The organism is Chryseobacterium sp. NFX27 (assembly GCF_049887855.1).
GTDB lineage: Bacteria > Bacteroidota > Bacteroidia > Flavobacteriales > Weeksellaceae > Chryseobacterium.
Map to the genome: position 1 here is coordinate 341314 of NZ_JAGEKK010000002.1, position 13366 is coordinate 354679.

Here is a 13366-nt window from a genome sequence, read left to right on the forward strand (position 1 = left end):
CCCACACAAAAACTTTATATCTTCTTCGCGCTCACCAGGACATTCATCCCGGAAAGCAGTTTTTCGTTATTTTGATGGGTATCGAGAATAATTTTTACAGGAAATCTCTGTTCGATCTTGACGAAGTTTCCCGTGGCATTATCAGGCTTTACCAGAGAAAACTGTGAGCCTGATGCAGGTGATATGGAAACTACTTTCCCTTTAAACTCAAGATCAGGATAAGCATCTGCAGTAATAGTTACTTCCTGTTTCGTATCAATCTGGCCGAGTTGCGTCTCCTTATAGTTGGCAATAATCCATTTTTCCTTGCTTACCATTTGTACCAGAGCCTGGCCTTCTTTAATCAGCTGGCCTTCCTGAATTGTTTTTTTGCCTACCCAGCCATCATACGGAGCTGTGATCACGGTGTAGGAAAGAAAAAGTCTGGCATTGTTCAGGTTTGCGGAGCTCTGCCGGATCTGGCTTTTTACCGGAGCCACTTTAGTCTGCTGTTCATTAGCACCGGCTTTTATGGCATTTTTCTGTTGTTCTAAGGCTAAAAGATTGGCTTTGGCCTGCTCATAAGATGCTTTCACATTTTCAAACTGCTGTTCGGTGGCCGCATCTTCAGAGACAAGGTTTTTATATCTTGTGAAATCCTGTTCCGTTCTCCATATATCAATTTTTGCTGAGGCAATTCTGGCATCAATAATCTTTGAATCACTTTCTTTTGTGTTCACACCGCTTTCAATCGTAGTAATATTTTCAGCGTTGGCATTGAGGCCTGCTTCAGCTATTTTTACCTGGTTGACAAATTCCCTGTTGTCGATCAAGATCAGGGTATCTCCTTTACGGACGAACTGATTTTCTTCAAACCGTATGCTTTTAATAAATCCTGAAACTTTGCTCGAAACCGGGGTAATATACTGTTCGATCTGGGCATCGTTGGTGGTGACATTTTTCCTTGAGAAAAGATAGAAGCTTACCATGCCGGTGATACCGCTGATGATCAGGATCCAGGCCAGAAGCGTAATCGACTTGTTGATTCTTTTTTCCTTTTGTGTCAGTTGTTTCTTTGTCATTGTTTTATAAGTTTCCAATCGTGTACTGGAGTTGGTAATATTTTAGTTGTCGGTTAATTTTTACGGAGATAAGATTGGATTCGGCTTCCAGATAGGCATTGTCAGCATCGATAAGCTCGGTGATCAGACTCAGTTTATTAGCATATTTTGTTTTTACAATGCGGTAGTTTTCTTTGGCCTGGCCAATGGCTTCTTCGGCGATTTTGACTTTCTGGTCAGTTTCCTCAAACTTTTTATAGGCTTCGTAAACGGTATGTCTTATATTTTCATCGTTTTCTTCGATCTGAAGTTTTGCCAGGTCAATATTCTCCCTGGCTTCCTGCATCTTATACTTGTTCTTATACAGGTTTCCGATGGGATAGGTAAGGTTTACGCCAAGCATTCCCAAGCGGTAGGCATAAGGCTCGGGAGGGAAGAACATCATATTGGGATATTTGATAAAATATTCTCCACCAGCCGTAATTTTGGGTAAATAATTCGCTTTTGTGATTTTTTGATCCAGCTCTTTTAGGGAAAGATTTTTATGGGCTATTTCTACAGATTCATTTTTGTTTAGGGCTGTTTCCGTTAATTCATTTATATAAGGAATTGAGGCTCTGTCGGAAATAAGGTCCTCTGTGTCCACATGCATTTCCTGGTTTTCCGGAAGCGAAAGGATCGTTTTAAGCTTATGCTCCGCGATATGAATGTCATTGTCCAGTTCTGTCCAGCTCATGGTATGGTTGGAAAGCTGCAAAGATGTCCTCAGCACTTCATTTACCGTCACGACTCCATTAGCTTTTAAAGCTTTTACCTGCCTGATATTGACAGAGTCTTCCTTCATTTTATCATTGATAAGATTTTGCTGCTCCTTTAAATGATGGATCTGAAGAAAGGCAGTAATGATCTCCATTGTAAGCTGTCTTTCATCCTGATGGGTTCTCAGGGCTGAAATTTCAGTATCAACAGATGCTTTTTTCTCTGTATTTCTGATCTTTCCTCCCATATACACTGGTATTGATGCTGAAAGCGTGAAATCATACATACCATTAATGACATCATATTGGGTGGCTTTACTGAAAAAACCGTTTTGATGCTGGAAAAGGTTGGTCATCTGATTATAGCTGGTGTGAAATTCTATATCCGGAAGTTTTTCCATCGCCAGATCTTTTTCCCTGGTGGCAGACATTTCCTTTTTTAAATGGCTTATCTGTAGGTTTTTATTGTTTTTCAAACCGGTCTCTATAGCCTGCTGAAGGCCGAGATGGCGATAATCGGTCATTTGTGAGTGTAAAAAACTGCCTGTCAGCAGTAAGCACAACGCTATGCACTGATATCTGCCAGCGTTAAATATCATATTCATAATGTATTTAAAGGATTTTTGCTAAAATGATTTTGATGCAGCAAAGTTACGATGCAGAGTATCGGACCCGATTTGTGAAAGCAGAAAAAGATTTGTCCATTTACGCCAATTTAAAATTTTCTTCTTACCTTTATTCAATGAATGACAGCCATTTTAAAGCAGTAGAAGATGATGATGCAGAATTTTATGTTTATAATGTGCTTACAGGAGATGTCACCACAGACATTCATCATCACAGTTCTGCCCAGTTAGTGTATGCAGAGGGCGGAATTGTCCACGTTTTTACAGATCTTAAGCACTGGTATCTTCCCGCAAGATGTTTTATGTGGATCCCGGCAGGAACGCCACATTATATTTTTTCAACCAGCCCAAAAGTAGATCTGTACAATTTTTATTTTAAAAAGGAGGAAAATGAAAGTGGCTTCTTTGATGAAATTAATATCTATTCAGTCAGTCATCTGCTTAGGGAAATGATTTTGTACACTAAAGACTGGGATGGGAAAATCACAAAAAATGATGGAGCAAAATATTATTTCCTTAAAGCCTTAAAAGGAATTCTTCCTGAAAAAAGAGATAAAAAGCTGGCTTTCCCGGTTCAGCATCCGTTTCCAAAAGATGAAACTCTTTTGAAGATTGCAAGTTATATTCATGCAAACCTGGAAAAGCCCCTGACGATAGAATCTACGGCAAAAGAGTTCGGAATGAGTACCAGAACCCTTTCCCGAAAGTTTAAAGAAATTTTAGGCATGAATTACGTCCGTTTTCTGCGTGCTTTAAGAATCACCCGTTCTCTGGAGCTGATGCTGGAAGGAAAATACAATATGTACGAAATAGCGATGATGGTAGGGTATAACAGCCTTTCTTCATTCAGTAATATCTTTAAAAAAGTAATTGGGGTTCCGCCTACAGAATATCAGCAGAAGCTGAGAGGGGATAAGTAAGTGGTGGAGTTTTGAGTTTGAGAGTTTAAGAGTTTGAGGGTTTGAGGGTTTGAGGGTTTGAGGGTTGATATGGAGTGGTGTTTAGGAATTCAATGGAAAAAAGAAGATAAATATTTTACTTCAAGCTTTTTTAGCCTAATTCCCTTCTTTGAAGGGTGGATTTTGCAGCGCAAAAAGACAGGGATAGTTAAGAAGAGCAATATACAAATCACACTACAAACACAAAAAAACCACTTCATTTGAAGTGGTTTATATATTTGAGAAAATCTCTTTAGAATCTTAAGCTTCTTCAGAAGGAGTTTCTTCTACTACTTTAGCTTTAGGAGCAGCTGGCTTAGGAGCTTCTACCGGAGCGTCAGATACGATGTCGAATTCAAAGTTGTACTCAACATTTCTGTGTAGTCTGATGTTTGCAGTAACTTTACCAGTTCTTTTAATAGTGTTCCCTGGGATTTTGATGTATTTCTTCTCTACAGAAACTCCAGCTTTAGCAAGAGCAGCAGAAAGATCTGCATTGTTGATAGATCCGAATAACTTGTCGCCAGAACCTACTTTTGCAGGAATAGTAACAGAAGTTTTCTTTAATTGATCTACTACAGCGTTAGCAGCAGCGATTAATTTAGCTTCTTCTTCTTTTCTAGCTTCTAAAGTAGCCTCAAGAGCTGCCTTGTTTTTAGGAGTTGCTAAAAGTGCAATTCCCTGAGGAAGTAAGAAGTTTCTTGCATAACCTGGCTTTACGCTTACTGTATCAAACTCAAGTCCTAAGTTTTCTACGTCTTTTTTTAGGATGATATCCATTGTTGTTGTCCTTTTTTTAGAATTTAGATGCTGGAAATTAGAAATGAGATGGAAGACAATGTCTTTTGATCTGAAATCTTAGATCTTTTATCTAAAATCAAGTTAGAATTAAATTATTTATTCAGCAACAAAAGAAGAGGTTGGCCTCTTCTCTTATTTATTTTTTTGTCTTATTTCAATAAGTCAGCTACGTAAGGTAGTAAAGAAAGGTGTCTTGCTCTTTTGATAGCAGCAGAAACTTTTCTTTGGTATTTTAAAGAAGTTCCAGTGTATCTTCTTGGTAAGATTTTACCTTGCTCGTTTACGAACTGTAATAAGAAATCAGCATCTTTGTAATCAACGTGCTTAATTCCGTATTTTTTGAATCTACAATATTTCTTTTCAGATTTTGTATTGATATCAAGTGGAGTAAGGAATTTTACTTCAGATTCTCCTCCAGCTGAGGCTTGTTTAGCCATTTCGTCTATTGCCATGTCTTGTCTTTTTTAAAAAATAGGGTTAATAATTAAGCTCTAGCCGCTTTGATTTTAGTTCTTCTAGTTACAGCGTACTCAACAGCGTGCTTGTCAAGTTTTGTAGTCAGGTAACGGATTACTCTTTCGTCACGTTTGAATGCTAATTCTAAATCAGCAACTACAGTACCTTCACCTTTAAACTCGATTAAAGTGTAGAATCCATTCTTTTTCAATTGAATTGGATAAGCTAGTTTTTTTAATCCCCAGTTTTCTTTGGCAACGATTTCACAGTTCTTTTCTTTTAAAAGATCTTCAAATTTTTTCACTGCTTCCTCTACCTGAGCGTCAGATAGAACGGGAGTTAAAATGAAAACAGTTTCGTAATTGTTCATAATGTTAAATGAATTTGTTAATTATTTCGAGGTGCAAAATTAGAAAATATATTTGTAATATACAACAGTTGTGCGAAATAGTTGACAGTTACTGGTTGCTGTTTTTTTGTTTAAAATTGATAATAAGAAATTTAATACTGAAAATATTCTGTTTTTGAAGGTTCCTTCGTTAACCTCATAACCAGCAACTCGTAAAAAATATATTAAAACAAGCAACAAACAAAGGGTTACATTAATCCTTCTCCCTGATCTCCGTTAAGAAATTCGCCTTGATCACATCATACAGAGAATGTCTGCTCACTAAAATAGAAATAATGGAAGAAACCATTCCCGCCAGCATCAGGTGGAAGATCAGAGAATGTCTGTCTGTCATTTCCAGAACGATAATAGCGGAAGTGAACGGTGCTCTGGTGATTCCGGTAAGAAAAGCGACCATTCCCGCTAGAATTACCACATTGGTTTCATTACCTGTCAAATGAATGATTCCTGAGATCACAGATCCTATACTGGCACCCGCCGTAAGGGCCGGAGCGAAAATTCCGCCCGCACCACCTGATGTAAAAGACAGGGCAGGGCCAAGCATTCTTAAGATAGGGACATACCATTCTTCATGTTTATCGTTGGTAAAAAGAACACGTTCCATAATTTCTTTTCCGGAGCCAAGAATCTCGCGGTTGATGAAATACGCTATGGAAGCAATAAACAGCGCGCAAAGCACCAGAAATATAATATTGGCTTTATCTGTTTTAAGCTTTCTTTTCTTCCAGTCACTCATCTTAAGCATCATGACAGAAAGCTGGCTCGCAAGAATTCCGGCAGTTCCTGCAACAAGAATAATCGGAAACATCACCATAAGAGATACATCATTGGTTTTGGGATACCCTAAATATAAATAGGATCCTGCTAAAGTCTGGGCGGTTAAACCTGCGATGATTACGGCCGTGAATAAAGCGGTCTTGAAATAATTGATATGTGTTTTGGAAAGCTCTTCCACAGCAAATACAATTCCTCCCAAAGGTGTATTAAAAGCAGCTGCAAGTCCCGCCGCGGCGCCGGTCATGATCATATTTTTCTTTGAGATTTTCGGCCACCAGTGGGGAAGATATTCATTGACCTTTCTGAAAACGGAACCTGCAATCTGGATGGTAGGTCCTTCACGTCCTACAGCTCCTCCGCCGATTACCAGAACCACGGATGAAATGATTTTAAAAACAATGATTTTAAGACTTAAAAGGCTTCTGATCTTTGTATGTTCTTTCGGGTTGGCCAATTCTACGGCGGCCATCACCTGAGGTATACCACTGCCTTTGGCATTGGGCGCAAATTCTTTCACCAGCCACCAGGAAAGAACAAATCCAACCGGGGCAATAATAAAAATCATCCATGAATGCCAGTTCATAATGAAATGCAGAAGGTGTTCTCCCCATGCGAATATCTTGGCATACATCACTGCAAAAAAGCCTGTGATTACAGAACCGATCCAGAAAGGAATGGCCTGCAGCAGATTGTTCTTCAGCTGTTCATTACGGATGTTGTCAAAAGACTTTTTAAGACCTTTTCGGAGGAGGAAGAATATTTTCAGCATTTGTGGACTAAGACATTTTATAGAACTGAAAAATAAGAAAATTAGATGGTATTAAAAAATCCTGTTAAAAAAAGTTCCCACAGATCTGAAGATACAGAAAGTAAAAAGCTTCCTAAAAGAAAGCTTTATATTGTATTGATGAAAGTAATGATTAGTACTGTGGATTGAAAATAGCAATGTATGCTATACAATAAAGAGTCAGTACAACAGCCAAAAATATCAGATTGGCATTTCTGAGGATGTATTTTCCATTGATGTGCAGGATGAATGTTTCAATAAGAATACCAACAAACCATACCCCATGAAAAGCAAACATAATGATAAGATAACCTAAAACATCCCAGCCGTTCGCACTCACTATCACTGCTGTAAAACCTGCAGTTCCGGCTATAAATATGGCAAGACGAATAAGAACATGCTTTAAAATATTTTGTTTCTTTTCTGAAACACTTATTTTATCATCTTCTTTGATTTCGAAAAGCTCTCTTAACTCATTATTCATCATTGCTGTTTTTGATATAACTTAATAAAGAATGGTAATAAGCCCAGGTAACCCATGAGGTTTAATATACCAAAAAAACGGTATAAGTAAATCATATTATCCAGGCTGAAAAAGCCTATGATAATTTCGACAAAATAAGTTATGATGATCAGGCATAAGGAAATGATGGCAATTAAAGTTACTCTTTTCATATTTTAAGATTGGATTGATGTTTTTATTTGAAACTAGTCTGTTACATGGTTAAATTTCGTTCTTAAATCAAATGTACAGATAATCTTTAACAGAAAAAAACCTTCGAAAAAATCGAAGGTTTTGTATGGGTAAGATGTTTTGATAAGCTCTGCACGACCTTTGAAATAATGAATCACTTATCAGTCATCAGGTATTAAATTTCTGTATTCAGATCCCAGTTCTGAAGATAATCGTGAACATGCTTCAGCATCATTCCGCCCAGAGATCCGTCTACCACTCTGTGGTCATAAGAGTGAGACATGAACATCAGCTGGCGGATGGCAATCACATCACCATCTTTGGTTTCAAGAACTGCAGGTTTCTTAACGATTGCTCCAATGGCTAAAATAGCAACCTGAGGCTGAGGAATGATAGGCGTACCCATAAGGTTTCCGAAACTTCCCACGTTAGAAATAGTATACGTTGCTCCCTGAGTATCTTCAGGTTTTAATTTTTTATTTCTTGCTCTGTACGCTAAATCATTGATGGCTTTTGCCAAACCTGAAAGCGACAGCTGATCAGCATTCTTGATAACAGGAACAATAAGGTTTCCGTCTGGTAGGGCAGTAGCCATACCGATATTGATATTTTTCTTTTTAATGATATTTTCACCGTTGATAGAAACGTTGATCATTGGGAAATCCTGGATAGCTTTCACTACAGCTTTCACGAAAATCGGCATGAAAGTCAGTTTTTCTCCTTCACGTTTTTCGAAAATATCTTTATGCTTGTTTCTCCATTTTACAACGTTGGTAACGTCTGTTTCGATGAAAGAAGTAACATGTGGAGCGATCTGTTTTGCTTTTACCATGTTTTCAGCAATGATCTTTCTCATTCTGTCCATTGGGATGATCTCGTCACCTGCTGCTACAGGAACCGTAGAAACCGGTGCTGAAGCCGGAGCTTTTGGTGCTGCCGGAGTTGCTGTTTGTGCAGAAGCAGCCTGCTGAACCGGTTGGTTTCCTCTGTTGGAAACGTATGATAAAATATCTTCTTTTGTAATTCTTCCTTCTAAACCGCTTCCTTTAATCGTTTTAAGCTCAGATTCAGAAATATTTTCCTGCTGTGCAATTGACTTTACCAGTGGTGACAGGTAAAGGTCTCCTGAGAACTCTACATTGGAAGCTGCTGCCTGCAACGGCTCTTCAATGGCTTTCAAGGTTTCTGTGTCCGGAGCAGTTGCCGGTGCTTCTGTTTTCACTTCTTCTGAAGCTGTATTCCCGCCTTCTCCTTCAATTTCTAAAATAGCAATGGCCTCACCAACTTTAGCAACTTCGTCCTTTTGTTTCAGGATTTTTACAATTTTCCCCGAAACTGGTGTCGGAACGTCTGAATCTACCTTATCTGTTGCAATTTCAACTACGGAATCATCCTCTTTTACATTATCACCTTCATTGAATAACCAAGTGATAATTGTCGCTTCCATAACACCTTCTCCCATGGAAGGAAGCAATAATTTGTATTCTGCCATTTTTAATTTTTAGATTTTGACAAATATATAAAAAAAATCGGTTTTTTTATGGAATATATAATCTTAGACAAATTCAACGTAAATATTCTCGCCTACATTAAGTCCAAACAGGCTTTTGGCCCCGTTTTTTTTACTTCCTTTATAGATTGTAAGCTCCAGAAGCTGACTGTCATTGAAGATTGCTGCCGACTGTCCGTGGAATTCGGTCTCCCTTTCCCAGTCGGAAACCACTTCCGTATGGCTGGAATACACCCTTGAAAGTGTTAAATTTCTGAATTTTATAGTAAAACCTTCATTTCCCTTACCAGTGCTTTCAAAAAAATCTTTACTGATATTTGAGATTATATTTCCGAAATTATCAATATAAGTAACTTCACCAATGATCATTTTTTCAGATTCATTGAAGACGGGTTTCGGGAAAAAAAGTTCTTTCGCCGAATCTATTTTCCGTCCTATTACTTCCGGAAGTCCGCCGTTCGCCAGATGTACTGCTGCAGGAACAAAAACATCAGTGGAAGTGAAATTGACCACATCATCGAAGCGGTTGTTCAGCGTAATCTCATAGATGGCTTCCGGCTTTATATCAAAAAAGATAAGGCTTAAAAGCCCGTTGTCGGCTGCAAGAAAATAGGAACCGTCTGCTTTATACAGAATGTTTTTTCTTGATCTGTTATAAAAACTGTCTACAGAAAGAATGTGGATGGTTCCTTTAGGAAAATATTTATAGGCATTACGCACGATATAGGACGTCTGTATAAGGTTGAAAGCCGGTATATCGTGGGTTATATCAACAATATTAACCTTAGAATTTAAAGACAGAATTTTGCCTTTCACAGCAGCAACTCTGTAATCTAAATTTCCGAAATCCGAAGTAAGGGTAATAATTGACATGAATCGTTGGTAGAATAAATGGTGTTTACTGCAAAGTTATTTAAAATAAAAAGAAAGCCCCAAAAGATTGTAAAAAGAATTGATCTAAATTTGAAAAAAAGCTTTAATTTTAAAATCTAATAAAAATAAAATACTGCATGTTTGAATTAACATATGATTTGGAAGACATCGATGTAAAGACGTTCTATGGCGTTAATAACCAATATTTCAACTTATTAAAATCAAGCTTTCCTACGCTTAAGATTACCGGAAGAGACCATTTTGTCTTTGCAATGGGTAATCAGGAGGCTTTAGATATACTCAGACAGAAACTGGATAATCTTGTAAAATTTATCTCTGAAAATAATTCTATCGCTTTAAAAGACGTTGAGAATGTCCTTAATATCAAGGATGAGAATGAGAAACAGCTGATTTTCGATCAGGACATTATTGTAAAGGGAGTGAACGGTAAGATCATCAAAGCTAAAACCACCAATCTTAAGAAACTGGTAAAAGAAACCGAGAAAAAAGATATGGTTTTTGCCATCGGGCCTGCGGGTACCGGAAAAACGTACACCAGCGTGGCGCTGGCCGCAAGAGCTTTGAGAGATAAAGAAGTGAAAAGGATTGTTCTGACGAGACCTGCCGTAGAAGCAGGGGAGAGTCTTGGATTTTTGCCCGGAGATCTTAAAGAAAAGCTGGATCCGTATTTGCAGCCTTTATATGATGCGCTTAGAGATATGATCCCTCATGAAAAACTTGAAGGTTTCATGGAGAAAAAAGTCATTGAAGTCGCTCCGTTGGCTTTTATGAGAGGACGTACACTGGATGATGCCTTTGTTATCCTGGATGAAGCCCAGAATACAACCCATGCCCAAATGAAAATGTTCCTGACAAGGATGGGGATGAATGCTAAGTTTATCATCACCGGAGATCCTACCCAGATCGATTTGCCGCCGAAACAACAGTCCGGGTTGAAGGAAGCGATGAGAATTCTCAGGGATGTTAAAGAAATTGGTTTTGTGCACCTTACTGAAGAAGATGTTGTAAGGCATCCTGTGGTAAAAAAGATCATTCTGGCGTATAATGAAGAGGATAAAAGACTGAAAGATTAACTTGGAATTACCTGAACCTGCTTTTCTTAGGGAAGATTTTACTGATTTTACATTTAGTATCGTTGTTTATGATATATTTTTTAGTCACTATTTGGTGTTCTGAAAAAAAAACTTAGTTTTGTGACCGAATACTAAACAATAATCATGAGAAATTTTTTACTTATTGCAGCAGCAGCTGTAGTGAGCGTTAATCTAAGCGCTCAAGAAACAAGATTCGGTGTTAAAGCCGGTTATTCTCTTTCAACTTTAAAATTTAAGGATGGTGGAGAGTCTGAAAGTACAGATCCTTCACACACTTTCTATGCAGGTGCTTTAGTAGAGCATAAACTGAGTGATAAATTTGCTCTTCAGGGCGAGGTTTTATATTCTCCACTTGGAGGTAAAATTAGTGAAAGAGTAGAGGCCGAGGATGATGCGGATACATTCTTTAACGTTAAGAACAAAACTACTTTTGGTACTATACTGATCCCGGTTTCTGCTAAATATTTCATAACTGAAGGTTTATCGGTTTCTGCAGGGGCAAGTTTCGGACTTATCATTTCTGCAAAAACAAAAACGGTAGCAGATCTTGGATTAGGAGCAATTCCCGGATTTGAAATTTCTGCAGATGATGAAACCGACATTAAAGACCAAACCAATACTTTGAATATTGCTCCTTTCTTAGGTGCAGAGTATGCACTGGAAAATGGATTGTTTTTTGATGCAAGGTATAATATGGGGGTTTCTAACTTAGCAAAAGATTCCGGAGACGGAAAACTGACGAACAGCTTCCTACAGGTAGGTGTTGGTTTCAAATTCGGAGGAAACTAATTCTTTATAATGAATAGAAAAATATGGCGGGACAGAATTTTGTCCCGCTTTTTTATTGTTATCATGAATGAATATCGTTAATTTTATGTTAACAATGAAAATATTTAGTAATTTTGCAGCATCAATCAAACTATTTAAAAAATGAAAAAACTATTTTTACTAGGTGCTTTTGCACTGCTGGGCGGTGCTGCACAGGCACAGGAAGGTTTTAAGCTGGGAGGTCACATCGGTATTCCGGTAGGTGATGCCGGCGATGCTTCTTCATTTACATTAGGAGTGGATGCTGCTTATATGTGGAATATTACAAAGGGTCTGGATCTTGGGGTTACCACAGGGTATTCTCATTTCTTTGGAAAAGACAATTTTGATGATTTCGGATTTATTCCTGTAGCGGTTTCCGGAAAATACAAATTCTCAGGAGCACCTATCTTTGTAGGATTGGATCTTGGATACGGTATTTCTACAAAAGATGGAGTAGACGGTGGTTTCTATGCACAGCCTAAATTTGGATACCAGATGTCTACAGGAGAGCTTTACTTAGGATATCAGACGATCAGTAACAAGCGTGATTACGGATGGTATACAGCCAACTGGAACGTAGGGGCCGTTAATATTGGCTACAACTTCTTCCTTAAATAGGAAATCTTAAATAACACACAGGACTCCGGCTTTTAAGCCGGATTTTTTTATGAATACTATTATATATTTACCTATTCTTTTTATGATTGAAAAATGATATGTTTTATAATAAAGGTTAACTTTTAAGACTACTATCTTAAAAATTAACCTTTTAGAACGATGTTTATTACGATAATGTCAAATATTAAAAGATTTATAAGGAAATAATAAATTTTAAAAAGTAAATATATTTCGTTGTTATTGAAAAATTGTAATTTTTTTATTCTAAATATTGTGAAAAAATCAAAGCCTTATGATTAATATGCTTTATTTTCGGAAAACACCAATGTTTACCGATGATATTAATCACGTTAACAAATTTTAATATTAGCGGAAGCCACTGTAAATTTGCTCTCAGAAAGTATTAAAATTTTTTAAAATGAAAAAATTATTATTAGCGGGTGCTGTTGCACTTTTCGGTTTATCTAATGCACAGATTGCAAAAGGAACTGCATATATTTCAGGACAAGTTGGTTATTCTCAAGAAGAAAACAACAACAATGATACTAAAGTAGAAAGCTTCAGAATCGTACCAACTGCAGGTTATTTTGTAGGAACAAACCTAGCTGTAGGTTTAGGTGTAGGTTATGCAAGTGATAAAGTTACTAAAACTACAACTGGATCAGTTGCAGGAGGAAGTTTTGTTGCTGAAACTAAAGGTACTCAATCTGCATTTGTTGTAGCTCCTTTCGTAAGAAAATACTGGACTTTAGCTGACAAATTATATATCTTTGGTCAATTAGAAGTTCCAATGGAGTTTGGACAATTTAAAGATGAAGCAACTACAACAGCTACTATCGGATCAACTACGACTACTACATCTACTTCTGATAAAGCTAACTACACTTCAATCGGTGTTAACGTTAAGCCAGGTTTAGATTATTTCTTAAACAAGAACTGGTCTATTGAAGCTACTATCGGTGAATTTGGATATAACACTTCTAAATTAGATGTCGATGGTGCTAAGAGCGTAAACAACTACAAGTTCGGTTTGAATTTATCTTCTGTAACTTTCGGAGTTAAATATGTATTTGCTAAGTAATTAACAAAGCATTTGTAAAAATAGAAGCCCTAATTTTTTAGGGCTTTTTTTATTTTAGAACTTTAAATAAAAT

Annotated in this window: 14 protein-coding genes; 5 read left to right on the forward strand and 9 right to left on the reverse strand. The window is 37.3% G+C overall.

Annotated features, from left to right (window positions below):
* Nucleotides 1–14: 14 nt before the first annotated feature.
* Together J4Q03_RS04135 and J4Q03_RS04140 are read right to left on the reverse strand one after the other, a co-directional pair.
* On the reverse strand, nucleotides 15–1061 hold the full coding sequence (locus J4Q03_RS04135) for an HlyD family secretion protein (RefSeq protein WP_426046940.1): 1047 nt from the start codon (nucleotides 1059–1061) through the stop codon (nucleotides 15–17).
* A gap of 4 nt (nucleotides 1062–1065) precedes the next feature.
* Nucleotides 1066–2322 carry a TolC family protein gene (locus tag J4Q03_RS04140; RefSeq protein ID WP_426046941.1) on the reverse strand — a complete coding sequence of 419 codons (1257 nt, stop codon included), beginning with the start codon at nucleotides 2320–2322 and terminating at the stop codon, nucleotides 1066–1068.
* 116 nt (nucleotides 2323–2438) lie between these two features.
* On the opposite strand from J4Q03_RS04140, the gene J4Q03_RS04145 reads away from it, so the two are divergent.
* On the forward strand, nucleotides 2439–3344 hold the full coding sequence (locus J4Q03_RS04145) for a helix-turn-helix domain-containing protein (protein WP_426046942.1): 906 nt from the start codon (nucleotides 2439–2441) through the stop codon (nucleotides 3342–3344).
* Nucleotides 3345–3623: 279 nt separating this feature from the next.
* Here J4Q03_RS04145 and rplI read toward each other — a convergent pair whose 3' ends face one another.
* The 7 genes from rplI to J4Q03_RS04180 all read right to left on the reverse strand — a co-directional run bounded on the left by rplI (nucleotide 3624) and on the right by J4Q03_RS04180 (nucleotide 9669).
* Entirely contained in the window at nucleotides 3624–4142 is a 519-nt protein-coding gene (gene rplI, locus J4Q03_RS04150) for a 50S ribosomal protein L9 (RefSeq protein WP_111958111.1), read from the reverse strand.
* Between the two features lie 170 nt (nucleotides 4143–4312).
* Complete coding sequence (gene rpsR, locus J4Q03_RS04155; RefSeq protein ID WP_034706728.1) at nucleotides 4313–4615, reverse strand: 30S ribosomal protein S18; 303 nt, start codon at nucleotides 4613–4615, stop codon at nucleotides 4313–4315.
* 32 nt (nucleotides 4616–4647) lie between these two features.
* The gene (rpsF, locus tag J4Q03_RS04160; RefSeq protein WP_034706729.1) at nucleotides 4648–4989 is read right to left on the reverse strand and encodes a 30S ribosomal protein S6; all 342 of its coding nucleotides are present in this window, start codon (nucleotides 4987–4989) and stop codon (nucleotides 4648–4650) included.
* Nucleotides 4990–5221: 232 nt separating this feature from the next.
* Nucleotides 5222–6574, reverse strand: coding sequence for a chloride channel protein (locus J4Q03_RS04165; protein ID WP_426046943.1), 1353 nt, complete (start codon nucleotides 6572–6574; stop codon nucleotides 5222–5224).
* A gap of 151 nt (nucleotides 6575–6725) precedes the next feature.
* Nucleotides 6726–7079, reverse strand: coding sequence for a hypothetical protein (locus J4Q03_RS04170; RefSeq protein ID WP_426046944.1), 354 nt, complete (start codon nucleotides 7077–7079; stop codon nucleotides 6726–6728).
* A 382-nt stretch (nucleotides 7080–7461) separates the two neighbouring features.
* Nucleotides 7462–8778 (reverse strand): dihydrolipoamide acetyltransferase family protein, encoded by a 1317-nt coding sequence (locus tag J4Q03_RS04175; RefSeq protein WP_426046945.1) that lies wholly within the window; start codon nucleotides 8776–8778, stop codon nucleotides 7462–7464.
* 63 nt (nucleotides 8779–8841) lie between these two features.
* Nucleotides 8842–9669: an SAM hydrolase/SAM-dependent halogenase family protein gene (locus J4Q03_RS04180; protein WP_426046946.1), complete on the reverse strand. Its 828-nt coding sequence runs from the start codon at nucleotides 9667–9669 to the stop codon at nucleotides 8842–8844.
* A gap of 137 nt (nucleotides 9670–9806) precedes the next feature.
* On the opposite strand from J4Q03_RS04180, the gene J4Q03_RS04185 reads away from it, so the two are divergent.
* The 4 genes from J4Q03_RS04185 (at nucleotide 9807) to J4Q03_RS04200 (ending at nucleotide 13293) form a co-directional block, all read left to right on the forward strand.
* Complete coding sequence (locus tag J4Q03_RS04185) at nucleotides 9807–10763, forward strand: PhoH family protein (protein ID WP_111958101.1); 957 nt, start codon at nucleotides 9807–9809, stop codon at nucleotides 10761–10763.
* 144 nt (nucleotides 10764–10907) lie between these two features.
* Nucleotides 10908–11573, forward strand: coding sequence for a porin family protein (locus J4Q03_RS04190; protein WP_426046947.1), 666 nt, complete (start codon nucleotides 10908–10910; stop codon nucleotides 11571–11573).
* A 141-nt stretch (nucleotides 11574–11714) separates the two neighbouring features.
* Complete coding sequence (locus J4Q03_RS04195) at nucleotides 11715–12212, forward strand: hypothetical protein (protein ID WP_306842942.1); 498 nt, start codon at nucleotides 11715–11717, stop codon at nucleotides 12210–12212.
* A gap of 418 nt (nucleotides 12213–12630) precedes the next feature.
* Nucleotides 12631–13293, forward strand: a complete 663-nt coding sequence (locus tag J4Q03_RS04200; RefSeq protein WP_426046948.1) for an outer membrane beta-barrel protein — start codon at nucleotides 12631–12633, stop codon at nucleotides 13291–13293.
* The last annotated feature ends 73 nt before the right edge of the window (nucleotides 13294–13366 follow it).